The organism is Hydrogenophaga luteola, assembly GCF_042648585.1.
GTDB classification, from domain to species: Bacteria; Pseudomonadota; Gammaproteobacteria; order Burkholderiales; family Burkholderiaceae_C; genus Hydrogenophaga; species Hydrogenophaga luteola.
Map to the genome: position 1 here is coordinate 33,421 of NZ_JBHRXX010000005.1, position 22,400 is coordinate 55,820.

A 22,400-nucleotide genomic window follows, 5' to 3' on the forward strand; every position below is an offset into this window, starting at 1 on the left:
TCAGATCCAGAACGCGATGCGGTCGCGCTTGTTGTTGAACAGCCAGAACGCCAGGCACAGCCCCAGCGCCAGGCCACCCAGGTTGGACCAGATCACGAAATCGGGCGGCGCATGCCCCAGCAGCGGCGAGCGCACCAGCTCGATGGCGTGCGACAGCGGGTTGAACCAGAGGATCGTCTCGCTGAACGGCAGGTAGTTGGGCCGGTAGAACACCGGGCTGATGAACATCAGCAGGGGCAGCACCGCACCGATGATGTATTCCAGGTCGCGGAAGCGGGCGCCCAGGATGCTGACCACCACACACACCCAGTAGAGGTTGAGGGTCAGCAGCAGCATGGCCGGCACAACCAGCAGCGTGTGCCAGCTCACCGGCACGCCGTACACCAGCGCCACGATCAGGAAGATGGGCAGGTTGTGCACCAGGTTCACCAGGTGGCGCAGCACGAGCTGGGGCGGGTAGATCGACAGCGGCAGGCTCAGGTTGCGGATCACCGAGGCCTGGCGCGCGTAGACCGTGCTCGATTCACTCAGCACGCCTGCGATGAACTGCCACAGGATGAGGCCCGCGGTGAGCGTCGGCACGAACTGCGCCGCCGGCACCTTCATCAGCTCGCTCCAGAGCAGGCCCAGCCCCATGGATCCGATGGCCGTGCCCAGCGTCAGCCACAGGGGCCCCAGCACGCTGCGCTTGTAGCGGGCGCGCACGTCGCTCAGCGCCATGAAGCTGACGATGGGCCAGCTCTTGAGCCCGGCGGCAATGTCCCGCACCGCTGGCGCCTGGCGCCAGTCCCCGACTGAACCCATGGTGTCCTGATTCCTGCGCGGTATCACCCGCGCTCTGCCTTGAAATACCGGGCGCGAGGCTACCATAGGCGCCCCGACCCGCCTGGCGCCGGTCAGAAGCCGAGACTGGAACCAGCCCCCAGCAGGGTCGCCACCCCCAGCACGGCAAAGATGCCGGCGGCGATGGAGTGCACCAGCTTCATCGGGATCTTGTTGGCCAGGCGGTCGCCGACAAACACCGCCGGCACGTCGGCGATCAGCATGCCCAGGGTGGTGCCGATCACCACCAGCAGCGGCGTCGCGTAGTGCGCCGCCATGGCCACGGTGGCGATCTGCGTTTTGTCGCCCATCTCGGCCAGGAAGAAGGTGATCAGCGTGGCCCCGAACACGCCCAGCTTCTGCGCCACCTGGGTTTCCTCTTCCTCGATCTTGTCGGGGATCAGGGTCCAGATCGCCATGCCAATGAACGAGGCACCCAGCACCCAGCGCAGGATCTCGGGGTTCACCTGCGCGGTGATCCACGCCCCCAGCGCGCCGGCCAGACCGTGGTTGACGATGGTGGCCAGCAGGATGCCGGCGATGATCGGCACGGGCTTCTTGAAGCGCGCGGCCAGGATGAAGGCGAGCAGTTGTGTCTTGTCGCCGATTTCAGCGAGCGCAACAACGCCGGTGGAGACGAGCAGAGATTCCATGTGGGGATACTTTCACGGGCCGGCACAGAACGCGTTTGACCACGACGCACCCCGGCCTCATGCGGAGCATCGTGGTCAAAGGTCTTGCCAGGTGCGGGACTGCCTGCGCCATGTCCGGGAACGGACAAGTGTGTTGACGCGGGCCTCTTCAGGGTGAAGAGCGGCTACTCCCCAATGACCGGGCGATTGTAGCCGGCGCCGCCAGGGCACCCCCTCAGAGCGCCTGTTGCGACGGGTCGTCCTCGCGCCAGGCCGGGCCGGCCTTGGCCAGGGCCATCCACACGTGGAACGGCAGCCGCTCCATGGCACGCCGCGGCGCCTCGCGAGCCACCCGCAGCACGCCGCGCTCGACCAGCATCACGCCGCACTCGGCCGGGATTTCGTCGGGCTCACCGATCGGCCGGCCTTTGGCGTCTTCCCCGAGCACGTACCAGCAGGCACCCGCCATGCCCAGGTAGGCGGCGCGCTTGGCCGGCCGCCGGAGGTCTCCCAGCAAATCCGAGCGGTGCACCTTGATCTCGTGCACCACCGGTTCAAGATAGGCCTCGACCGAGCTGTGACGGATCGAGAACACGTCGGGACAGGCCATGCACCAGCCGTGGGCCGGGGGCGGCTCGGGCGTGGCCAGCTCGGCCCAGAGCCCCTGCGGCCCCGGCTCGGCGGCAACCAGCTCGGACGACTCACTGATCAGCAGCTCCATGGGCAGCGCCACCCGCAGCGCCAGCCCGCGCCAGGCCAGGCGTCCGGACCGGGCCATCGCGGTGGCCACCTGTTCCACCAGGGCCTCGTGGGCCGAGCGCGCTGCCTTGTTGCCGGCGAACACCCGCGCCAGCACCTGGATACCGGCTTCGGTCAGGCGCAGCGTCTCCCGCCCCTGATCCAGCCGACGCTCCAGCAACCCCGCGGCCAGCAGTTCCACCTCGACCATGTCCTGGCAGGGCCAGCCGGCCGAGCGGTGGATCTCGCGCAGGCGCCGGTGGTGGATGCGCGTGAGCACAGGGCCAGGGTCGTGTGGGGAATCGGATGCGTCATCCATGATGAACTGACTATATATCCAGTACGATGACCAGCTCCCCCTGGTGTTTCCCTTGGTTCATCCGCCCATGTTTCCGGTCGTCGACATCGCCGTGTCGGTGCGCACGCTGTGCCATTTCACCGCGCGCAGCGGCGACCTGGACCTGCGCTTCACGCCCTCGCCGACCGGTGTCGAAGGCATCGCGGGGCACCAGACCGTGACCGCGCGGCGCGGCGCCGGCTACCAGCGCGAGCTGGCGCTGAGCGCCCGCTTCGGCCCACTGCTGGTGCAAGGCCGGGCCGACGGGTTCGACCCCGCCACCCGGCGGGTCGAAGAGATCAAGACCCGCCGCGGCCACGCGAGTGAGGTGCCGGCCAACCACCAGGCCCTGCACTGGGCGCAGGCCCGCATCTACGGCTGGATGCTCTGCGAACAGCTGGGGCTGGAGCAGATCGAGGTGGCCCTGGTCTACTTCGACATCGACAGCGGGCAGGAAACGGTGCTGACCGAGACTTGGACCGCCGACGCGCTGCGGGACTTCTTCGAGGAGCTGTGCGAGCGGTATTTCGCCTGGGCCCGGGCCGATCAGCTGCATCGGCACGCAAGGGACGAGGCCCTGTCGGCGCTGACCTTTCCCTTCCCTGCGTTCCGCACCGGGCAGCGCGAACTGGCGGCCGACGTGTACCGCGCCAACGTCCGCGCACGCCACCTGCTGGCGCAGGCGCCCACCGGCATCGGCAAGACCATGGCCACGGTGTTCGCCAGCCTGCGCGCGATGCCCGGCCAGAGCACCGACCGCCTGCTCTTCCTCACCGCCCGCACCACCGGCCGGCAGCTGGCGCTGGACGCGCTGGAGCGCCTGGGTGCCGCCACGCGCCTGCCGCTGCGGGTGCTGGAGCGCGTGGCGCGCGACAAGGCATGCGAGCACCCCGACAAGGCCTGCCACGGCGAGTCCTGCCCGCTGGCGCGCGGCTTCTACGACCGGCTCCCGGCCGCGCGCGCAGAAGCGGCACGGGTCGCCTGGCTGGACCGCGACCGCCTGCGCGCGCTGGCGCTGGAACACGGTGTCTGCCCCTATTACCTGGGCCAGGAAATGCAGCGCTGGTGCGACGTGCTGGTGGGCGACTACAACCACTGGTTCGATGTGGGCGCGCACTGGTTCGCGCTGGCCGAGGACCAGGGCTGGCGCGCAGCGCTGCTGGTGGACGAGGCGCACAACCTCATCGACCGCGCACGCAGCATGTACAGCGCCACGCTGAACGCACACGAATTCCTGCGCCTGCGGCACGAGGCGCCCCCGGACATTCGCAAGGCCCTGGACGCCCTGCACCGGCGCTGGAGCGCCTTCGCCCGCGACCTGCCGCCGGCCGAAGGCGCGCAGGCGCTGGCCGATGGCCTGCCGGACGACTGGCTGCTCAGCCTGCAGAACACCTGCAACACCCTGCTCGACCTGCTGGCCCCGCAGCCTGGCCCCACGCCCGACCCGGCGCTGCAGAACTGGGTGTTCGAGGCGATGCATTTCGTGCGCATCGCCGAAGGCTTCGGCGAGCACTCGCTGTGCGAGGCGGGGCCCTGGGCCGCGCCACCGGGTGGGCGCGGCCGGCGCCTGCCGACGCTGCGCATCCGCAACGTGGTGCCTGCGCCCTGGCTTGAGGCACGCTGGGCGACGGCGCACAGCGCCACCCTGTTCTCGGCGACGCTGTCACCCGTGGAGCATGTGAAGGAGATGCTCGGTCTGCCGACCGACGCGGTCCATGTCGACCTGCCCTCGCCGTTCGCGGCCGAGCAGTTGCGGGTACGCATCGCACCCTGGATCTCGACCCGCTACCCCGACCGGCTGCGCTCGCTGGACGCGCTGGTCGACGTCATCGGCACCCAGTTCCACGAGCGTCCCGGCAACTACCTGGCCTTCTTCAGCAGCTTCGAGTACCTGGACCTGGCCCGGCAGCGGCTGGCGCAGCGGCACCCGGACCTGCCGCACTGGGCGCAGACACGCGGCATGGAAGAGCCCGAGCGCGACGCCTTTGTCGCGCGCTTCGTCGAAGGCGGCCAGGGCGTTGGCTTCGCCGTGCTGGGCGGCGCCTTCGGCGAAGGCATCGACCTGCCGGGCGAGCGGCTGGTGGGCGCCTTCATCGCCACCCTGGGGCTGCCCCAGGTCAACGCCGAGAACGAACGCATGCGCGAGCGGCTGCAACAGCGCACCGGCCATGGCTACGACCACACCTACCTGTTCCCGGGCCTGATGCGGGTGGTCCAGGCGGCCGGGCGGGTGATCCGCTCCGAGCAGGACCGGGGCTGTGTCTGGCTGCTGGACGACCGCTTTGCCCGCGCCGAGGTGCGGCGCCTGCTCCCGTCCTGGTGGCGGATCGAGGTGGCGCCCCGCCCCTGACCAAACCTCAGTCGCGCCCGCCACGCCCCCGGCCGCGGCCACGACCGGAATCCCCGCCAGAGTCGCCGCTGCCCGACGAACTGCTGCCAGAGGACCCACTTCCGGAAGAACCGCTGCCGGAAGAACCACTGCCCGATGAGCCGCTGCCGGACGAACCACTGTCGCCGCCCCGACCGCGGCCCCGACCCCGCCCGCTGTCGCCACCGGAGTCCCCACCGGAACCGCTGCCGGAAGAGCCACTGCTGCCCGAATCACCGCCACCGCCGTCTCGGCCCCCCCGACCGCGCCCGCGTCCGCGGCCGCTGTCGTCGGAACCGCTGCCGGTGGTGCTGTTGTTGCCGGCGGTGGCCGGCGTGGTGGTGGCACCGGCCGGAGCTGCCTGGCGCTCGCGCTCGCCGCGCCGGCCCTCGCTGCGCAACTCGAGCCGCTCGACCAGCAGGCGCTGGCGCTCGTCCACCCGCCCCCGCACCTGGACCGGCTGGTCGACGCGCAAGGCTCCCAGGTCGCCGCCTTCGATGCGGGAGCGTTCGTCCAGCACCAAGGACTCGTAGCCCAGCTGCAGCTCGCGGCCGCTGAGCCTATGCACATAGCCCTGGAGCAGGACCTCCCGGCTGCCGGCCACGGCGGCCCGGGTGGGCTGCACCTGCAGCGCCTGCACCTGGAGCCGCCCGTCGACCCACTGGCCGCGCACGCCGACTTCCTGCCCTGGCACGACACCATCCGGCGGCGATGAAAGGGTCAGCGGCGTGTCACCCACGCGCGCACCACCGGCGCCCGACGACGCATACGGACCGGTGACCACCGCCTGGCCGGCGATCGCCCGCTGCACCCGTGTCGCGCGGATCTCGCCGCTGGAGATCCTCTGACCGCTGACACGCACCCAGTCACCGACCACCAGCCCCTGGAGATCGCTGCGCTCCAGCGCGGTGGCGACCTGGCCCATCACCTCGAAGCGGCCGGCCGCAGCGTCCAGCGCGGTCAGCGGGCCGACGGCGGCGTCGATCACCACGATCCGGGAGGCCAGCAGCTGGTCACCCGTGCCGCCCGCCTGCAGGGCCACCAGCTGTCCCACCGCCAGGTCACCGAGCCGGCTGGATTGGCCCCCACGTTCCACCGGCGTCGACGGCCCGTACTCGACCTCGATGCCGTTCACACAGATGCTCGCAAAACCGGTGACCACGCCCACGATGCCCGTGCCGCCCAGGCCCTCCTCGCCGGCCAGCACCGGTCGGCCCGTACCGCCGATGCCATTGCCCTTGGCGACCTGGCCTGTGCCGCCGATGCCCCCGGGGTCCGGCCCGCGCACCGCTGGCGCGCCGGTGCCCCCGATGCCCGACGGTTCGGCGGCCGGGTTGCTCAGCGAGGCCACGCTGCAGGCCGCGGCGCCTGGGGTCTGGTGCAGCGGCGCCATGCCGCCACAGCCGGACAGCGCCAGCAACAGCGGCAGGACCCACCGGCGCGTCGGGCAAACGGGCAGCTTCATGCGGCTTCCTGCTCGTCGGTGGACGCGGGTGCCGGCGGCGGGGCGCTGCGCTCGCTGAAGAAGTACATGCCGAAGGTGAAGCGCTGGTCGGGCGGCGGCAGGCCGTCCCGAGCGGCATCCGCCTGGTCCTGCGCCTCGGCGTCCATGGCCGCCTTGTTGATCGCCAGCAGGACCTTCATGCCCGACTGCTCGGACATCTTGTTCAGCCGCTCCACCGAAGCCGGCGTGAGCCCGTTGTAGTGCACGCTGCGCTCCATGAACGGCGGCTGACCAGCCAGCAGGTTGTGCACTGCAGCCGAGGCATGGTCGTGCAGGTTGTGGCCGAGATAGAACGCCTTTTCGTCGGCGCCTCGCGACGGCACGAAGGCGGCCGTGTTGAGGCATACGCGACCCAGGTCGTCCAGATGAACCACGCCCAGGCTCAGCCATTCGTCAAGCACCACCCGCGAGCGGATGTCGCTGTTCACGCTGGCGACCAGCGCCTCGAACGACAGCTCCCCGCCTTCGCTGACCAGGCGCGCCAGTGGCCGTGGGCTGCCGTCCTCCAGCAGGTACCTCGGGTTGCCCATCCAGTGCGCCACCAGCTGGGCACCGCGCGGCACCACCGACGATTCGATCGCCTCGGCGCTGGCCAGCAGGCCGCGCAGTCGTGCCACATCCTTGCGGTGAACGCCGCTGACCAGGCTGACCCTGCTGTCGGTCGGCGGCTTGTCATCGAGCCGGAAGTCCTGCTCCGCCACTTCGACGAACAGTCCCTTGAGCAGGTCGGCCAGGTAGGTGTAGGTGATGCCGTGCGCCAGCATGAGGCGGACCAGCGGCCGCAGCAGCTTGCGCAGCGCACGCACCAGGGCGGGCGACGGCCCGCCGGGAGCGGCACCCCGCAGGGCTGGAGACGGTTCGCGCTCGGACTCGGGCATGGAAGAGGCGTCGTTGGGATTCACGGGACTGACACGAAGTTTAACACTTCATGTGGGAAAAATTCACACAAACCATTGACGTGGGAAATTTTCCCACACATACTGGAGTCCTGCGTGAGAGGCATGTCCTCCGCGCATGACTCGGTCCCCCACCCGTTCACACACTTCAGGAGCACGCCATGTTCACTTTCACAAAATCCCGGATCGCCACCCTGGTCGCAGCCATCGCGCTGGGCCTGGCTTCCAGCGCCGTGCTGGCCAAGGACGGCGACTCCGGTCGCGGCCGCGGCGGCGATTCCAAGGGCTCGTCGGCGTCGTCCGGCTCGTCCGGCGGCGGTTCCAGCGCCGACGGCGGCCGTGGCCGCGGTCGCGGCGGTGACGATGGTGGTCGTGGCCGCGGAAGCGACGACGGCGGCCGCAACTCGTCGTCGTCCAGCGGTTCGACGGGTGGTTCATCCGCCTCGAACGGCGGCGGCAGCTCTGGCGACAGCGGCCGGGGGCGTGGGCGCGGCCGCGGGGGTGACGACGGCGGCAGCTCGTCCTCGTCGTCCAGCAGCAGCTCATCGTCTTCGTCGAGCAGCAGCTCGGACGGTGGCCGCCGCGGCCGCGGTGCCGACGACGGCCCGAACCACCATGCCGACGGCCATGTCAGCGGCCGGGACCGCCCCCGCGGCGTTGAAGACAACGGCGTGGACGCGCCGGACGACAGCGATGGCCGCGTGCGCGCCCGCGGCACCCTGACGGCGCCGGGCCTGAACACCATTGGGACCGTCAACGCCCCCGGCCAGAACAAGCCCAAGCCCAATGGCCGCGGTCGTGGCCAGGACGACGCCCCGGGCCACATCCGCCACACCGGCCTGGACGATCTGGCCGCCCAGGTGGGTTCCTGATCCGCGCCCCTGCTTCGCACAGCCCGGCTTCGGCCGGGCTTCTTGTCAGCGGTACGAGGTCAGCAGGATGCTGGTCTCGGTGCCACGGATGCCGGACAGCAGGCGGATGCGCTCAAGCGCCTGCGACAGCTCGGCCATGGACCCCACCGCCAGCTCGGCCAGCAGGTCCCAGCGGCCGTTGGTGTCGTGCAGGGCCGAAACCGAGGGTTCGCCCAGCAGGCTGGCGATCACCTCGCGCGTGCGGTTGCCTTCCACCTGCACCCCCATCCAGGCGCGGATGCGCTCGGGCTGCGCCTCGGGCTTGAGACGCACCGTGTAGCCCACGATCACCTGCGTGTCTTCGAGCTTGCGCAGCCGGTTGGTGACCGTGCCGCGCGAGACCTGCAGCTTGTGGGCCAGGTCGGCCACCGAAAGGCGCGCGTCCTGGCGCAGCAGGGCGATGAGGCGTTGGTCGAGGTCGTCCATGATCAAAACGTCAGCGAAATCTGTCGATGTGATGGATTTTCTGCCGTTTCAGTACATTTTTGGCGGTTTTCATTGCCGCAGCCCTCCTCCACACTGCCAGCTCCCCCTGTGCTGCCCGGAGACAAGCCATGAAAACCACCGTTCACAACCCCGACCTCGCCCGCTTCGTGGAGGCAGGCACGCTCTACCTGGGCGCAACCGAAGCCGCCGAACTGGTGCGCCGCCAGGGCGTGGCCCGCTGCGTCGAAGCCATCGCACACAACATCCACGCCGACTTCATGCGCTGGGCCGATTTCGACAAGACCGCCCGCGTGGCCGCGCATTCCGACGTCGGCGTGATCGAGCTGATGCCAGTGGCCGACGCGCAGCGCTACAGCTTCAAGTACGTCAACGGCCACCCGGGCAACACACGCCTGGGCCTGTCCACCGTGATGGCCTTCGGTGTGCTGGCCGACGTGGCCACCGGCGCACCGCTGTTCCTGAGCGAGCTGACGCTGACCACCGCATTGCGTACCGCCGCCATGTCGGCACTGGCCGCACAGGTGCTGGCCCGCCCGGGCAGCCGAGTGATGGCGCTGATCGGCAACGGCGCACAGAGCGAGTTCCAGGCCCTGGCCTTCCAGCACCTGCTGGGCATCACTGAGCTGCGGCTCTACGACGTGGACCCGGCCGCCAGCGCCAAACTGGTGGCCAACCTGCAGGGCAGCGGCCTGCGCATCACCGTCTGCGCCAGCACCGCCGAGGCGGTGAAGGGCGCCGACATCGTGACCACCGTCACCGCCGACAAACGCAACGCGCTGATCCTCACGCCCGAGATGATCGAGCCCGGCATGCACCTCAACGCGGTGGGTGGCGACTGCCCGGGCAAGACCGAGCTGCACGGCGACATCCTCGACGCGGCCAAGGTGTTCGTGGAATACGAGCCGCAGTCGCGCATCGAGGGCGAGATCCAGCACAAGGGCGCGGACTTCGCCGTCACCGAGTTCTGGCAGGTGCTGCTCGGCGAGCGCAGCGGCCGCGATGGTGCAGATCAGGTCACCGTGTTCGACTCGGTCGGCTTCGCGCTGGAGGACTTCTCGGCCCTGCGCTTCATGCAGCAGACCGCCGAGAGCCTGGGCCTGGGCGAGCGCATCGCCCTGGTGCCGCAACTGTCCGACCCCAAGAACCTGTTCGGTTCGCTGCGGGCCACAGCCGCCGTGGCGGCCTGAGTCCCGCCGCTCAGCGCGTCAGCCCCGCATACAGCACCGGCAGCTTCTCCGGCAAGCGCTCCACCTTGTCCACCACCAGGTAGTTGCGCGCGCCGAAGATGCGGCTGACGTACTGATCCGCACGCGGGTCCAGGCTCATGCAGTAGGTGATCACACCGTTGCGGCCCGCCTCTTCCACCGCCTTTTTGGTGTCGTGGCGCAGGTACTGCGGGTCGCGCACGTCCACATCGGCCGGCTCGCCGTCGGTGATCACCAGCAGCAGCTTCTTGCTGCTGCGCTGCGCCTTGAGCGCGGCCGTGGCGTGGCGGATCGCTGCGCCCATCCGGGTGGACAGCTGCCCTTCCATGCCGGCCAGCCGCGCCTTGGCCACCTCGTCGTAGGGCTGATCGAAGTCCTTGAAGCGCCAGTAGTTCACATCGTGGCGGCCGTCGGAGCAGAAGCCATGGATGGCGAACGGGTCGCCCACCTTCTGGATCGCGTCGGCCAGCAACGCACAGGCGGAGCGCGTGAGGTCCAGTACGGTGTGCTCCTGACCCGCCACCTTGTCATTCGTGGATTGCGACAAATCCAGCAGCACCAGCACCGAGATGTCGCGCGTCTTGCGCACGCTGCGCATCATGATGCGCGGGTCGGGCTGGCGACCCATGCGCAAGTCGGTGAGTGAAGCGAGGGCGGCGTTCAGGTCGATCTCGTCACCGTCTTCGAGCTTGCGGATGCGCTGCACGCCTTGCGGCTGCATGGCGTCCAGGATGTATTTCATGCGGCCGATCAGGCGCCGGTGTTCGGTCAGGATGCCGTCGATCACCGCCGCGTCGCCGGCCTTGGGGCGGCGCTCCTGCACCGTGGCCCAGGCCGGGCGTTCAAGCTGGATCAGGTGGTCCCACTCGCCGTAGTGCACCGGCGGCAGCACCGGCTCGCGACCTTCACTTTCATTGAAGGACACGCCCAGGTCTTCGTACGGAAACAGCTCGGTGCCCAGCACCCAGATTTCCTGCGCGTCGTCGCCGGCACCTTCCACCTCCAGCTCGTTGACGAACTCCATCAGGTTGACCTGTTTGCGCAGCTGCTGCGGCGGCTCGTAGCCGGCGGCGATGGAACGCTCGAAGTCGAAACCGTCGAAGGCCCAGAAGTAGCGGTTGTCGTCCCGGTAGGCCGCGGTCTGAAGATCGGTGCGTGGCTGGAACGCCGGGCCTTGCGTGAGCTCATGGTAGCTGTGCGCGAGTTGAACGCCGATGTCCCAGGACACGGTGTTGTCGTAGGGGTCCGCCTGCAGGCGCGGCCAGGAGTCGGTGAACAGCGCACGGCCTTGGGCGATCCAGGGGTGGATTTCATCGTAGGCGGGGTCGAGCAAGGCACGCGCCAGGCGATTGAGCCAGTCCCCCGCCGTCTTGTCTTGTATGGTCTGAACGGTGTGCAGTTGCGCCCAAAGCGGGCGCAAACCGGGAAAGCGCGCCAGTGTCAGGGCTTCCACGCGTGCGTCCTCCACAAGACCGATCAGCGCCATCTGCCAGGAGTTCAGCGACTCGGCCGAGATCGGCCGGCGGGTGAACACCACGTGCGCGGCGGCGTGCGCGGCGGCGGCGCGGTAGAGCTCGGTGGCGTCCACGACGCCGTCGTTGCCGTTCACCGCATCGTAGGCGTCGGGCAGGTGAATGAACCAGTCCTCGATGAAGGGGCGGTAGCCCTCGCGGCTCTCGTAGTCGCCCGCCGTCGGCCGCATGAAGAAGTCCCGCCCCCAGAGCGCGCGCAAGTACATGTTGATGCGCCGCTGCACGTCCACCAGCAGCGTGCCCTTACGCTCTTTCTGCAGCATGGCCAGCGACTCTTTGGACTGCAGGCCGAAGTAGGCGATCTGTTCTTCGTAATTCGTGCGGTGCGCCTGCGCGCCCCAGGTGGCCCAGCGCCGCAGGCCACCCAGCGTGAGCTGGCCGAACAGCGCATCCAGCTGGCCCAGCATGGGGCGCAGGCCGCGCGGCGCCTGCGCCACCAGCGTGTTGAGAAACTGCAGGTACTGCAGGAACAGCGAGCCATCGGCCAGGCGGCGCGCGGCGGTGGGAGCGGTGGCGAGAACCAGTTCGATCACCGCGCCGGAGGTCTTGGACGCGAGCATGAGGGCGGTGGTGGCGAGTTCACCCACCACGTCTTCACCCACCTCGCGCGCCACTTGTGGTGCGCCATCGATCCAAGCATTGACCAGTTCATCGCCCCGCCCCAGGCCGCGCAGCGCAGCCGCGCCCTTGACGTAGTTGTCCAGCCCGCGCGCCGAGAACACCTTGGTGGCGTCGGACCAGCTGTGTTCCAGCCGCTCGCGCGAGGCCGGATCGAGCTGATCGATCCACTCGGCGTGGTCGTTCAGGTGGACGCTCATGGCGATCAAAAGAACGTAGAAACCGCGGCGTCGAGCGCGTCGCGCATGTCCGGGTCGTCCGTGATCGGGCGCACCAAGGCCACACGGCACGCGGCCTGCACGGCCACGCCCTGCGCGATCAGGCTGCCCGCGTAGATCAGCATGCGCGTGGAAATGCCTTCGTCCAGGCCATGGCCCTTGAGGTTGCGCGCGCGCTCGGCGATGCCGACCAGCTTGTCCGCCACGTCGGGCTGGACGCCGGTCTCATGCGCCACTATCTCGACCTCGATGGCGTGGTCGGGGTAGTTGAAGTCCAGCGCGCCGAAGCGCTGTTTGGTGGACTGCTTCAAGTCCTTCATCAGGCTCTGGTAACCCGGGTTGTAGGAGATGACGATCTGGAAGTCGGGGTGTGCCTTGATCAGTTCGCCCTTCTTTTCCAGCGGCAGCACGCGGCGGTTGTCGGTCAGCGGGTGGATGACCACGGTGGTGTCCTGCCGCGCCTCGACGACTTCGTCGAGGTAGCAGATGGCGCCGTGCCGCGCAGCCATGGCCAGCGGGCCGTCCTGCCAGCGCGTGCCGTTGGCGTCGAGCAGGTAGCGGCCGACCAGGTCGGACGCGGTCATGTCTTCGTTGCAGGCCACGGTGATCAGCGGCTTGCTGAGCTTCCAGGCCATGTATTCAACGAAGCGAGTCTTGCCGCAGCCGGTGGGGCCCTTGAGCATCATGGGCATGCGCACCGAATAGGCCGCCTCGAACAGCGCCACTTCGTCCGCCACGCAGCGGTAGTAGGGCTGCGCGGCAATGCGGTAGGCGTCCAGTGTTTCGCTCATGGGGCCCCTCCGGTTCAAACGGTCTTTCCGCGGTAGATCACCATCGACGCTCCTTGCGACTGCGAGAAGTTGTCGTAACCGATCAGGCGCACGTGGTTGTCCGGGTTGGCCTTGTGGCAAGCCTCGGCCTCGGCCAGGATGCGGTCGATGTCGGTCTCGCCGAACATCGGCAGCTTCCACATGTACCAGTACGAGTCCATCAGGTACTGCGGCTCGGTGTGTTCGATGGCCGGGTTCCAGCCCTTGCCGACGATGTACGCGACCTGCTTGCGGATCTCCTCCTGGCTCATCGCGGGCAGGTAGGAGAAGGTCTCGAACTTGCGGCTGGCGGGGTCGGAGAGGCGGCTGTGGTAGTCCTGCATGCTCATGGTGGTTGTCCTTTCAATGGCGGGGTTGCGGGTTCACTTGTGGGCGATGTCGAGCTTGTCCACGGTGTCGAACTCGAACTTGATTTCTTTCCAGGTCTCCATGGCGATGCGCAGTTCGGGCGAGTGCTCGGCAGCTTCCAGCAGCACGGACTTGCCCTCCTTCTCCACCGCCACACCTTCGTTGCGTGCCTTCACACAGGCCTCCAGCGCCACGCGGTTGGCGGCGGCACCGGCGGCGTTGCCCCAGGGGTGGCCCAGCGTGCCGCCGCCGAACTGCAGCACCGAGTCGTCGCCGAAGATGTTGACCAGCGCCGGCATGTGCCAGACATGGATGCCGCCCGAGGCCACCGGCATCACGCCCGGCATGGAGCCGAAGTCCTGGTCGAAGAAGATGCCGCGGCTGCGGTCTTCCTTGATGAAGCTGTCGCGCATGATGTCGATCCAGCCCAGCGTCGAGGCGCGGTCGCCTTCAAGCTTGCCCACCACGGTGCCGGAGTGCAGGTGGTCACCGCCCGAGAGGCGCAGCACCTTGGTCAGCACGCGGAAGTGGATGCCGTGGTGCGGATTGCGGTCGAGCACGGCGTGCATGGCGCGGTGGATGTGCAGCAGCATGCCGTTGTCGCGGCACCAGTTGGCCAGGCCGGTGTTGGCGCACAGGCCACCGGTCAGGTAGTCGTGCATGATGATCGGCGCGCCCAGTTCCTTGGCGTATTCGGCGCGCTTGTACATCTCTTCGGGCGTCGGCGCGGTCACGTTCAGGTAGTGGCCCTTGCGCTCGCCGGTCTCGCGTTCGGCCTTCTCGATCGCCTCCTGCACGAAGTCGAAGCGCTGGCGCCAGCGCATGAAGGGCTGGCTGTTGACGTTCTCGTCGTCCTTGGTGAAGTCCAGGCCACCGCGCAGGCACTCGTAAACCGCGCGGCCGTAGTTCTTGCCCGACAGGCCCAGCTTGGGCTTGATGGTGCAGCCCAACAGCGGGCGGCCGTACTTGTTCATGATGTCGCGCTCGACCTGGATGCCGTGGGGCGGGCCGCCGCAGGTCTTCACATAGGCGATCGGGAAGCGCACGTCTTCCAGGCGCAGGGCGCGCAGGGCCTTGAAGCCGAACACGTTGCCCACCAGCGAGGTCAGCACGTTGACCACCGAGCCCTCTTCGAACAGGTCGATCGGATAGGCCACAAAGGCGTAGAAGCAGGTGTCGTCTCCGGGCACGTCCTCGATGCGGTAGGCGCGGCCCTTGTAGTAGTCCAGGTCGGTCAGCAGGTCGGTCCAGACCGTGGTCCAGGTGCCGGTGGACGATTCGGCCGCCACGGCGGCGGCCACCTCCTCACGGTCCACGCCAGCCTGCGGCGTGATCTTGAAGCACGCGAGGATGTCGGTGTCCTTGGGGGTGTAGTGGGGCTCCCAGTACGTGCTGCGGTACTCCTTGACGCCCGCGTTGTAGGTTTTCGTCGCCATCTGCATTGCTCCTGGTTGGGTGGGAATGGAGCGGATTCTTGGCCTCGTGACCAATAAATAAAAGTAAAATGTTCTGACGATTACGTTCTGTTTTCCAAAACATAATGGAAGCTCCGTGAGCCTGCGCCACGCCACCCTGCACCAGCTGCGCATCTTTCACGCCGTCGCGCAACACAGCAGCTTCGCGCGCGCCGCCGAGGCGCTGCACCTCTCGCCGCCCACGCTCTCGCTGCAGGTCAAACAGCTGTCGGAATCGGTGGGGCAGCCGCTGTTCGAGCAGCTGGGCAAGAAGATTTACCTGACAGCCGCGGGCCGAACGCTGGCCGCGGCCTGCGAGGACATCGAGGCGCGCATGGAGCGGCTGGGCGAAGACCTCGCCGCGCTGCAGGGCGTGGAACGCGGCAGCGTCAAACTGGCCATCCTCACCACGGTGAAGTACACCGTGCCCAAGCTGCTCGGCGGCTTCTGCGCGGCGCACCCGGGCATCGACGTGGCAATGGTGGTAGGCAACCGCGAGAAGCTGCTGCAGCGCCTGGCGGGCAACGAGGACGATCTCTACATCATGGGTCAGCCCCCCGAGCAGATGGACGTGGTCAGCGAGGCCTTTGCCGACAACCCGCTGGTGCTGGTGGCGCCGTCCGACCACCCTCTCGTGGGCAAAAAACGCATCGCTCCCGAGCGGCTGAGGAACGAGCCGTTCATCCTGCGCGAACCCGGTTCGGGTACGCGCCTGACATCTGAGAAGTTCTTTGCCGACCACGGCATCGCACTGAAGAACCGGCTGGAGGTGGGCAGCAACGAGGCGATCAAGCAGACCGTGGCCGGTGGCCTGGGCCTGGCCGTGCTGTCGGCCCACACGGTGACGGCGGAGCTCGCGCTGGGCGAGCTGGTTCAGCTGGACGTGAGGGGCTTCCCGCTCATCCGCCGCTGGCACGTGGTGGTGCCGCGCGGCAAGCGCCTGTCAGCGGCGGCTCAGGCCTTCAAGGACTGGCTGTTCACCCATCGGTGAGGGGTTGTGCCAAGGGGCTGATGCGCACCTGGTCGATGCGACGGCCTTCGAGCTTGATCACCTCGAAGTGCCAACCCGCGCAGTCGACGCCCTCGCCTTGCGCGAGCAACTGGCCGGCTTCGGCCTGCATGAGGCCGGCCACAGTGTTGTAGCGACCCTTGTCCTCGTCCGGCAGCGCATCGATGCCCAGGCGGGCCTTGAGCTCGGCCACGGGCATGGCACCGTCCACGCGCCAGGAGCCGTCGACCTGGGGTGTGGCCCAGGCGTCTACCGGCCGCTCGGGCGACAGCTCGCCCGTGATTGCCTCGAGCAGGTCCAGTGGCGTCATGAGGCCCTGGACCACGCCGTACTCGTCCACCACGAAGGCCATGCGCGTGGCGCGCTCACGGAACTGCTCCAGCAGCTCCATGCCGGTCAGTGTCTCGGGCACGAAGGTCGCGGGTTGGGCATGCTCGCCGATGGTCCCGGCCGTGCCCGCCTCGCGCAAGGCCAGCAGGCGGGGCAGGTGGATCACGCCCACCACATCGTCCAGCCCACCGCGGCACACCGGGTACCACGAGTGCCCCACCGACCAGGCCTGGGTCGCGGCGCCCTCAATGCTGTCGGCGGCGTCCAGCCAATGGATGTCGGCGCGCGGCACCATGATCGAGATCAGCTGACGGTCATCGAGCAGGAACACATTGCGCACCATCTGGTGCTCGTGCGCCTCGATGATGCCGGCGTCCACGCCCTCTTCCAGGCTGGCGTTGATTTCCTCTTCGGTCACGATCTGCTGCGCGCTGGTGTCGATGCGCAGCAGCTTGAGCACCCATTGCGTGGTGTGGGTGAGCAGCCAGACAAAAGGCTTGGCCCCCTTGGCGACATAGGCCATGGGGCGCGAGACCCAGCGGGCCACCGTCTCCGGATAGAGCTGACCGATGCGCTTGGGCACCAGTTCGCCGAACACGATGGTCACGAAGGTGATGACCGCCACCACGATGCCGGTGGCCACACCCTGGGCAGTGCCGTCGGCCACGCCGAAACCGCGAATCCAGGCCGAAAGGTCGTCGCTGAACGCCGCCTCCCCAACAATGCCGTTGAGCATGCCAATGGAGGTGATACCCACCTGCACCGACGACAAAAACTGCGTCGGGTGTTCCAGCAGGTGCAGCGCCGTCTGTGCGCCCTTGTCACCCACCTCTGCCATCGCCGCCAGGCGCGCCTTCCGGCTGGCCGCCAGGGACATCTCGGACATCGCGAACGCGCCGTTGAGCAGCGTGAGAAAGAGAATCAGCAGGGTATCCATAATCGGGCGATGGCACTTTACCTGATCGGCGACGTGCAGGGCTGCGACGAGGCTCTGGGCCGCCTGCTCGACGAAATCGCGTTTTCACCCAGCCGCGACACACTGGTGCTGCTGGGCGATCTGGTCAACCGTGGGCCGCAGTCGCTGGCGGTGCTTCGCCGCATGATCGCGCTGGAGGGCAGCGCGCACTGCCTGCTGGGCAACCACGACCTGCACCTGCTGGCGGTCGCGCACGGCGTGCGCAAGCCGCACCGCAGCGACACGCTGGACGAGATCCTGCAGGCTCCCGACCGGGCGACCTTGCTCGACTGGTTGCGCGCACGTCCTCTGGCGCTGCAGATGCAGGGCTGGCTGATGGTGCATGCGGGCCTGCTGCCACAGTGGGACGCAGCGCAGACCCTGGCTTTGGCAGCCGAACTCGAAAGCGAGCTGCGCGGACCGGACTGGGGCGTGTTCCTGCACAACATGTACGGCAACCGGCCCGACCAGTGGAACGAGCAGCTCCACGGTCTCGACCGACTGAGGGTGATCGTGAACGCGCTCACGCGGCTGCGTTTCTGCAGCGCCGACGGCGTGATGGAGTTCGAGACCAAGGACAGCGCGGCGTCAGCGCCTTCTGGCTTCATGCCGTGGTTCGAGGTACCGCAGCGGCGCAGTGAGGACACCCGCATCGCGTTCGGCCACTGGTCCACGCTCGGCAACGTGCAGCGCCACGATCTGCTGGCGCTGGACACCGGCTGCGTGTGGGGCGGTTGCCTGACAGCAGCCCGCATCGGGCCCGGCGGCGACGCCGAACGCATCAGCGTCCGTTGCGCACAGGCCCAGAAGCCGGGGGCCTGAGCCGCCCGGCTCAGGTGTTTTCCGCCGGCGCCGAGGCCTTGAACAGCGCCGGCACCTTCTTGCGGGTTTTGATGTTGGGCGACAAGCGACTGGTGGCAGCCGGTTTGGCCTGCATCTCCCAGGACGGCTTCTCGTCTTCCGCCAGGGCGGGCTCGTAGGGCTTGTCGAACAGAGGATCAGCAGGCGCTCGCACCGGACGCGACGCACGGCGGTCTTCTCGCGGCTCACGCGGCTCGCGCGCTTCGCGGGCCTGACGAATCTCTCGGCGTCCTTCGTCGTCGCCCTCGCGCCAGGCACGCTGGCCATCGTTGAAACGGCCCGCCGGCTTGCGATCGGCCTCCAGCTCCAGGGCTTCGAGCTCGAATTTCTTGCCGATCAGCTTCTCGATGTCGGCCATCAGGCGCGTGTCCTTGCCACTGACAAAGGACACGGCCAGACCCGAGGCACCGGCGCGGCCCGTGCGGCCGATGCGGTGCACATAGTCCTCGGCGTTGAACGGGATGTCGAAGTTGAACACCGCCGGCACATCCTTGATGTCCAGACCGCGCGCGGCCACGTCGGTACAGACCAGCAGGTCGACTTCACCCTTCTTGAAGGCGTCCAGCGCCTTCAGGCGCTCGTCCTGGCTCTTGTCGCCGTGCAGGGCCGTGGTCTTCAAGCCCTCGCGTTCCAGCGACCGGGCCAGGCGCGCGCAGCCGAGCTTGCTGTTGACGAAGACGAAGGCCTGCGTCACGCCGCGCTCTTTGACGATCTGCTTGAGCGTCTGGCGCTTGTCGTCGTCGTCCACGCGGTAGAAATGCTGCTCCACTGTGGAGGCTGTGGCGTTGGACCGCGCAACTTCGATGGTGATCGGGTCCTGCAGGTAGCTGCTGGCCAGGCGCTTGATCTCGGGCGAGAAGGTGGCCGAGAACAGCAGCGTGGTGCGGGTTTTGGGCAGGTAGCTCAGGATGCGCTGCAGGTCGGGCAGGAAGCCGATGTCCAGCATGCGGTCGGCCTCATCGAGCACCACGTACTCGACCTGGTTGAGCACGCAGTTCTTGGCCTCGATGTGGTCCAGCAAGCGGCCGGGCGTGGCCACCAGCACCTCGACGCCCTTTTTGAGCTCGATGGTCTGCGGCTTCATATCCATGCCGCCGAACACCACCGTGCTGCGCAGCTGGGTGTATTTGGCGTACTGCTTGATCTGGTCGGCCACCTGGTCAGCCAGCTCGCGCGTGGGCAGCAGCACCAGGGCGCGCACCGGGTGGCGTGCAGGCGAGGTGGAGGCGTTTTCGTGCTTGAGCATGCGCTGCAGCAGCGGCAGCGAGAAGGCGGCGGTCTTGCCGGTGCCGGTCTGAGCGGCGCCCATCACATCGCGTCCCTGCAGCACGACCGGAATGGCCTGCGCCTGGATGGGCGTCATGCTCTCGTAGCCCATTTCCGCGATGGCACGGGCGAGGTTGGGCGAGAGCTGGAGTTCGGAAAAGGATTGGGTCATGGACTTTCGGGTTAGCCCGCTATTGTCTCACTTCGACCCCTGGCTGCCCAAAAGTTGGGCAGCGGCGCTCAGAGGGCCCGGGTGTTGAAGGTGTCGCAGGCTTGTACGCTGCCAGTTTCCAGCCCCTTGTGGAACCAGCGCTGGCGCTGTTCGCTGGTGCCGTGGGTGAAGCTGTCGGGCACCACCATGCCCTGACTCTTGCGCTGCAGGGCGTCGTCGCCGATGGCGGCCGCCGCGTTCAGTGCCTCTTCCACATCGCCGGGCTCCAGGATCGCTTTGCTCTTGTGGTTGTGGTGGGCCCAGATGCCCGCAAAACAATCGGCCTGCAGTTCCAAGCGCACCGACAGCGCGTTGTATTCGCGCTCGCTGACACGGCGCCGGGCCTGCTCCATCTTGTCCGTCAGGCCCATCTGGTTCTGCACATGGTGACCCACCTCGTGTGCAATCACATAGGCCTGGGCAAAATCGCCCGGTGCTCCCAGCTGGCGCCGCAGGGTGTCGTAGAAGCTCAGGTCGATGTAGACCTTCTGGTCGCCCGGGCAGTAGAACGGACCCATGGCGGACTGCCCCGTGCCGCAGGCCGTGGGTGTCGCACCCCGGAACAGCACCAGCCGGGGCTCCTGGTACTGGGCGCCACCCTGCTGGAACACCGCCGTCCAGACGTCTTCGGTGCCGGCCAGCACGGAAGAGACGAAGCGCCCCATCTCGTCGTCGGGCCTGTCGGTGCTCCCCGCCGGGGCCGGCGCGGTCTGCGTGGAGCTGGACACCAGCTCGCCACCGCCACCCAGAGCACCCAGGATGGTCAGCGGATTGATGCCGAAAATCCAGCCCGCGATCAGCGCGATCACGATGGTGCCGAACCCGATGCCACGTCCGCCCACATGGCGCGGCGCGCCACCGCCGAACATGCCGCCCCCCGGCTGGTTGCGGCGGTCCTCGATGTTGTCAGACTGGCGGTTGTTTTCCCATTTCATGGTGCTGCTCCTCGGGAGCCGCCGGCGGCGGGCCACCGCGACATTATGCGAACGAAAGCAGCAACAAAAAGCGCTGCCGAGGCAGCGCTTGAGAAAGTACCGAGACTGAGGATTTCAGGCCACAGCCGGCTTGAAATCGCTGGTCGGACGGCCCTGGAAATCGGTCCAGCAACGGCGAGTGAAGTCGTAGAGCTTGCACTTGCGCGCGGTCTCGAAGTACCAGCGCCAGGAAAAGCGCTGGATGATGATGCGGCCTGGCAGGGTATCTTCCAGCAGCTTCTGGGCGTTCTTGAGCTTGTACAGCGGCACGCTCATGTCCACATGGTGCGCCGTGTGTTCCATGATGTGGTGCATCAGGGCGCCGATCTTCATCGGGAAGGTCAGGTGCACGGTGGTAGAGACAAACGGCGCGGCCTTGGCCCAGGCGTGCTTGTCGTCGTGCCACTGCACAGCGGTGTGGGTGTGGTGCACGTAAACCACAAACCCGATCATCGCGTTCCAGAACAGGAACGGGATGACGAAACCGTAACCCACCAAAGCCCAGGCCGACTGCTCGGTGGCATAGGCCGCACCAATCAGTGCGGCGATCCACAGCGCGGCGTAGACCGTCACGAACACGCCATCGCGGGTGAACTCGGGGCGGCTGGTGCCCATGTAGGTCTTGCGCGGGAAGTACATGCGGTTCCACCACATCTCGACCAGGTAGTACAGCGCCGGCCCCCAGCCGCTGCGGTAGATGCGCTCCATGAGCCGGCGGCCCGGCGTCAGCCCCTCAAATTCTTCCTTGGTCAGCGGAGCCCAGACAAAGTCGACGCCCTTGAGGTTGGTATAACCGTGGTGCACCACGTTGTGGCCGACTTCCCACAGGCTGTAGGGCGTCAGCGAGGGCACCATGGCAATGCGGCCCAGGATGCGGTTCAGGCCCCGGTGCGGGGTGTAGCTCTGGTGGCAGGCGTCGTGGCCGATGATGAACAGGCGACCGATCACGAAGCCGGCGGCCAGACCACACAGCAACTTGGCCCACCAGGCGTCCAGCAGCACCGTGCCGACGATGAGTGCCAGGAACACCGCCCAGTCGATGGTCAGCAGAACAATGCCCATGGCCGTACGCTGCTCGGCGATTGGCGTCAGCCAACCCCGGATCACCTTGCGGTGCGGCAAGGGCTGACCGAGGGGAATCGGTTCGGGCGAAGAAGCGGCGGCGGAGGAATCGGACATGCTGATCAGGAGGAGCGAACACCCGGCTGGCGGGCACCAAGAACCGCCGAAACGGCGCCAATCGGGCGCGCATTTGGGCGCGAATCACAAAAACTCACTGATTTTATCTGGCACCGATGAAACCTGCCTGACAAAAGTCAAGGGGAAAAAGTGGGCATTTCCCTCTAGCCGCCCCTGGCCTCAGGTCTTGGGCAGGGTCACGCCGACCTGTCCCTGGTACTTGCCGCCGCGGTCCTTGTAGCTGGTCTCGCAGACCTCGTCGCTTTCGAAGAACAGCACCTGGGCGCAGCCTTCACCGGCGTAGATCTTGGCTGGCAGCGGGGTGGTGTTGGAAAACTCCAGTGTCACATAGCCCTCCCACTCGGGTTCGAAGGGTGTGACGTTGACGATGATGCCGCAGCGGGCGTAGGTGCTCTTGCCGAGGCAAATGGTCAACACGCTGCGCGGGATGCGGAAGTACTCCACCGTGCGGGCCAGCGCGAAGCTGTTGGGCGGGATGATGCAGACGTCGGAATTGATGTCAACGAAGCTCTTCTCGTCGAAGTTCTTCGGGTCCACCACCGTGCTGTGGATGTTGGTGAAGACCTTGAACTCGGGTGCGCAGCGGATGTCGTAACCGTAGCTGCTGGTGCCGTAGCTGACGATCTTCTGGCCCGCGGCGTTCTGCCGGATCTGGCCCGGCTCGAAAGGCTCGATCATGCCGTGCTGCTCGGCCATGCGGCGGATCCATTTGTCGCTCTTGATGCTCATGTGTG

20 protein-coding genes and 1 riboswitch are annotated in these 22,400 nt (G+C 67.6%); of the genes, 5 read left to right on the forward strand and 15 right to left on the reverse strand.

Going from position 1 to position 22,400, the window contains the following annotated elements; all coding sequences use genetic code 11:
- From ACFOPI_RS10235 to ACFOPI_RS10245, 3 genes are all read right to left on the reverse strand, one after another.
- The gene (locus ACFOPI_RS10235) at positions 1 to 804 is read right to left on the reverse strand and encodes an ABC transporter permease (RefSeq protein ID WP_382173532.1); all 804 of its coding nucleotides are present in this window, start codon (positions 802 to 804) and stop codon (positions 1 to 3) included.
- 92 nt (positions 805 to 896) lie between these two features.
- Positions 897 to 1,475, reverse strand: a complete 579-nt coding sequence (locus ACFOPI_RS10240; protein ID WP_382173534.1) for a TMEM165/GDT1 family protein — start codon at positions 1,473 to 1,475, stop codon at positions 897 to 899.
- A gap of 17 nt (positions 1,476 to 1,492) precedes the next feature.
- A riboswitch (yybP-ykoY riboswitch) is annotated at positions 1,493 to 1,660 on the reverse strand.
- 29 nt (positions 1,661 to 1,689) lie between these two features.
- Positions 1,690 to 2,511, reverse strand: coding sequence for a hypothetical protein (locus ACFOPI_RS10245; protein ID WP_382173536.1), 822 nt, complete (start codon positions 2,509 to 2,511; stop codon positions 1,690 to 1,692).
- Between the two features lie 67 nt (positions 2,512 to 2,578).
- Here ACFOPI_RS10245 and ACFOPI_RS10250 point away from each other — a divergent pair, with 67 nt between their 5' ends.
- Complete coding sequence (locus tag ACFOPI_RS10250) at positions 2,579 to 4,879, forward strand: ATP-dependent DNA helicase (RefSeq protein WP_382173537.1); 2,301 nt, start codon at positions 2,579 to 2,581, stop codon at positions 4,877 to 4,879.
- A 7-nt stretch (positions 4,880 to 4,886) separates the two neighbouring features.
- On the opposite strand, the gene ACFOPI_RS10255 is transcribed toward ACFOPI_RS10250, so the two are convergent.
- Together ACFOPI_RS10255 and ACFOPI_RS10260 are read right to left on the reverse strand one after the other, a co-directional pair.
- On the reverse strand, positions 4,887 to 6,362 hold the full coding sequence (locus ACFOPI_RS10255) for a DUF5666 domain-containing protein (RefSeq protein WP_382173539.1): 1,476 nt from the start codon (positions 6,360 to 6,362) through the stop codon (positions 4,887 to 4,889).
- Positions 6,359 to 7,303 carry a DUF6502 family protein gene (locus tag ACFOPI_RS10260; protein WP_382173541.1) on the reverse strand — a complete coding sequence of 315 codons (945 nt, stop codon included), beginning with the start codon at positions 7,301 to 7,303 and terminating at the stop codon, positions 6,359 to 6,361. The genes ACFOPI_RS10255 and ACFOPI_RS10260 overlap by 4 nt, the downstream gene beginning before the upstream one ends.
- Positions 7,304 to 7,458: 155 nt before the next feature.
- On the opposite strand from ACFOPI_RS10260, the gene ACFOPI_RS10265 reads away from it, so the two are divergent.
- Positions 7,459 to 8,169: a hypothetical protein gene (locus tag ACFOPI_RS10265; protein ID WP_382173542.1), complete on the forward strand. Its 711-nt coding sequence runs from the start codon at positions 7,459 to 7,461 to the stop codon at positions 8,167 to 8,169.
- A gap of 45 nt (positions 8,170 to 8,214) precedes the next feature.
- On the opposite strand, the gene ACFOPI_RS10270 is transcribed toward ACFOPI_RS10265, so the two are convergent.
- The gene (locus ACFOPI_RS10270) at positions 8,215 to 8,634 is read right to left on the reverse strand and encodes an Lrp/AsnC family transcriptional regulator (protein ID WP_382173544.1); all 420 of its coding nucleotides are present in this window, start codon (positions 8,632 to 8,634) and stop codon (positions 8,215 to 8,217) included.
- 128 nt (positions 8,635 to 8,762) lie between these two features.
- Between ACFOPI_RS10270 and ACFOPI_RS10275 the strand changes: the two genes are divergently transcribed.
- Positions 8,763 to 9,842 (forward strand): ornithine cyclodeaminase, encoded by a 1,080-nt coding sequence (locus ACFOPI_RS10275; protein WP_382173546.1) that lies wholly within the window; start codon positions 8,763 to 8,765, stop codon positions 9,840 to 9,842.
- A gap of 10 nt (positions 9,843 to 9,852) precedes the next feature.
- Here the strand turns inward: ACFOPI_RS10275 and ACFOPI_RS10280 are convergent, their stop codons facing one another.
- Genes ACFOPI_RS10280 through ACFOPI_RS10295 form a run of 4 tightly spaced genes read right to left on the reverse strand, consistent with a single transcriptional unit; the run spans position 9,853 to position 14,842 of the window.
- Complete coding sequence (locus ACFOPI_RS10280) at positions 9,853 to 12,210, reverse strand: nitric oxide reductase activation protein NorD (RefSeq protein WP_382173548.1); 2,358 nt, start codon at positions 12,208 to 12,210, stop codon at positions 9,853 to 9,855.
- A gap of 5 nt (positions 12,211 to 12,215) precedes the next feature.
- On the reverse strand, positions 12,216 to 13,019 hold the full coding sequence (locus ACFOPI_RS10285) for a CbbQ/NirQ/NorQ/GpvN family protein (RefSeq protein ID WP_382173550.1): 804 nt from the start codon (positions 13,017 to 13,019) through the stop codon (positions 12,216 to 12,218).
- A 14-nt stretch (positions 13,020 to 13,033) separates the two neighbouring features.
- Positions 13,034 to 13,387, reverse strand: coding sequence for a ribulose bisphosphate carboxylase small subunit (locus tag ACFOPI_RS10290; protein ID WP_449272020.1), 354 nt, complete (start codon positions 13,385 to 13,387; stop codon positions 13,034 to 13,036).
- Positions 13,388 to 13,420: 33 nt separating this feature from the next.
- The gene (locus tag ACFOPI_RS10295) at positions 13,421 to 14,842 is read right to left on the reverse strand and encodes a form I ribulose bisphosphate carboxylase large subunit (RefSeq protein ID WP_382173552.1); all 1,422 of its coding nucleotides are present in this window, start codon (positions 14,840 to 14,842) and stop codon (positions 13,421 to 13,423) included.
- A 115-nt stretch (positions 14,843 to 14,957) separates the two neighbouring features.
- Here ACFOPI_RS10295 and ACFOPI_RS10300 point away from each other — a divergent pair, with 115 nt between their 5' ends.
- Complete coding sequence (locus tag ACFOPI_RS10300) at positions 14,958 to 15,851, forward strand: LysR family transcriptional regulator (RefSeq protein ID WP_382173554.1); 894 nt, start codon at positions 14,958 to 14,960, stop codon at positions 15,849 to 15,851.
- Here ACFOPI_RS10300 and ACFOPI_RS10305 read toward each other — a convergent pair.
- Positions 15,838 to 17,136: a hemolysin family protein gene (locus tag ACFOPI_RS10305; RefSeq protein ID WP_382173556.1), complete on the reverse strand. Its 1,299-nt coding sequence runs from the start codon at positions 17,134 to 17,136 to the stop codon at positions 15,838 to 15,840. The two genes, ACFOPI_RS10300 and ACFOPI_RS10305, sit on opposite strands and share 14 nt — an antisense overlap.
- Positions 17,137 to 17,145: 9 nt before the next feature.
- Here ACFOPI_RS10305 and ACFOPI_RS10310 point away from each other — a divergent pair, with 9 nt between their 5' ends.
- The gene (locus ACFOPI_RS10310; protein ID WP_382173558.1) at positions 17,146 to 17,976 is read left to right on the forward strand and encodes a symmetrical bis(5'-nucleosyl)-tetraphosphatase; all 831 of its coding nucleotides are present in this window, start codon (positions 17,146 to 17,148) and stop codon (positions 17,974 to 17,976) included.
- A 10-nt stretch (positions 17,977 to 17,986) separates the two neighbouring features.
- On the opposite strand, the gene ACFOPI_RS10315 is transcribed toward ACFOPI_RS10310, so the two are convergent.
- From ACFOPI_RS10315 to dcd, 4 genes are all read right to left on the reverse strand, one after another.
- Complete coding sequence (locus ACFOPI_RS10315) at positions 17,987 to 19,453, reverse strand: DEAD/DEAH box helicase (protein WP_382173559.1); 1,467 nt, start codon at positions 19,451 to 19,453, stop codon at positions 17,987 to 17,989.
- Positions 19,454 to 19,521: 68 nt separating this feature from the next.
- The gene (gene ypfJ / locus ACFOPI_RS10320; RefSeq protein WP_382173561.1) at positions 19,522 to 20,427 is read right to left on the reverse strand and encodes a KPN_02809 family neutral zinc metallopeptidase; all 906 of its coding nucleotides are present in this window, start codon (positions 20,425 to 20,427) and stop codon (positions 19,522 to 19,524) included.
- A gap of 114 nt (positions 20,428 to 20,541) precedes the next feature.
- Complete coding sequence (locus ACFOPI_RS10325; protein WP_382173563.1) at positions 20,542 to 21,645, reverse strand: fatty acid desaturase; 1,104 nt, start codon at positions 21,643 to 21,645, stop codon at positions 20,542 to 20,544.
- Positions 21,646 to 21,825: 180 nt separating this feature from the next.
- On the reverse strand, positions 21,826 to 22,395 hold the full coding sequence (gene dcd, locus ACFOPI_RS10330) for a dCTP deaminase (protein WP_066156404.1): 570 nt from the start codon (positions 22,393 to 22,395) through the stop codon (positions 21,826 to 21,828).
- Positions 22,396 to 22,400: the final 5 nt, after the last annotated feature.

Excerpts from the sequence above, each read along its gene's own strand:
- ACFOPI_RS10235 (WP_382173532.1), bottom strand. The coding sequence starts at position 804 with ATGGGTTCAGTCGGGGACTGGCGCCAGGCGCCAGCGGTGCGGGACATT.
- ACFOPI_RS10240 (WP_382173534.1), bottom strand. The coding sequence starts at position 1,475 with ATGGAATCTCTGCTCGTCTCCACCGGCGTTGTTGCGCTCGCTGAAATC.
- ACFOPI_RS10245 (WP_382173536.1), bottom strand. The coding sequence starts at position 2,511 with ATGGATGACGCATCCGATTCCCCACACGACCCTGGCCCTGTGCTCACG.
- ACFOPI_RS10250 (WP_382173537.1), top strand. The coding sequence starts at position 2,579 with ATGTTTCCGGTCGTCGACATCGCCGTGTCGGTGCGCACGCTGTGCCAT.
- ACFOPI_RS10255 (WP_382173539.1), bottom strand. The coding sequence starts at position 6,362 with ATGAAGCTGCCCGTTTGCCCGACGCGCCGGTGGGTCCTGCCGCTGTTG.
- ACFOPI_RS10265 (WP_382173542.1), top strand. The coding sequence starts at position 7,459 with ATGTTCACTTTCACAAAATCCCGGATCGCCACCCTGGTCGCAGCCATC.
- ACFOPI_RS10270 (WP_382173544.1), bottom strand. The coding sequence starts at position 8,634 with ATGGACGACCTCGACCAACGCCTCATCGCCCTGCTGCGCCAGGACGCG.
- ACFOPI_RS10275 (WP_382173546.1), top strand. The coding sequence starts at position 8,763 with ATGAAAACCACCGTTCACAACCCCGACCTCGCCCGCTTCGTGGAGGCA.
- ACFOPI_RS10280 (WP_382173548.1), bottom strand. The coding sequence starts at position 12,210 with ATGAGCGTCCACCTGAACGACCACGCCGAGTGGATCGATCAGCTCGAT.
- ACFOPI_RS10285 (WP_382173550.1), bottom strand. The coding sequence starts at position 13,019 with ATGAGCGAAACACTGGACGCCTACCGCATTGCCGCGCAGCCCTACTAC.
- ACFOPI_RS10290 (WP_449272020.1), bottom strand. The coding sequence starts at position 13,387 with ATGAGCATGCAGGACTACCACAGCCGCCTCTCCGACCCCGCCAGCCGC.
- ACFOPI_RS10295 (WP_382173552.1), bottom strand. The coding sequence starts at position 14,842 with ATGGCGACGAAAACCTACAACGCGGGCGTCAAGGAGTACCGCAGCACG.
- ACFOPI_RS10305 (WP_382173556.1), bottom strand. The coding sequence starts at position 17,136 with ATGGATACCCTGCTGATTCTCTTTCTCACGCTGCTCAACGGCGCGTTC.
- ACFOPI_RS10310 (WP_382173558.1), top strand. The coding sequence starts at position 17,146 with ATGGCACTTTACCTGATCGGCGACGTGCAGGGCTGCGACGAGGCTCTG.
- ACFOPI_RS10315 (WP_382173559.1), bottom strand. The coding sequence starts at position 19,453 with ATGACCCAATCCTTTTCCGAACTCCAGCTCTCGCCCAACCTCGCCCGT.
- ypfJ (WP_382173561.1), bottom strand. The coding sequence starts at position 20,427 with ATGAAATGGGAAAACAACCGCCAGTCTGACAACATCGAGGACCGCCGC.
- ACFOPI_RS10325 (WP_382173563.1), bottom strand. The coding sequence starts at position 21,645 with ATGTCCGATTCCTCCGCCGCCGCTTCTTCGCCCGAACCGATTCCCCTC.
- dcd (WP_066156404.1), bottom strand. The coding sequence starts at position 22,395 with ATGAGCATCAAGAGCGACAAATGGATCCGCCGCATGGCCGAGCAGCAC.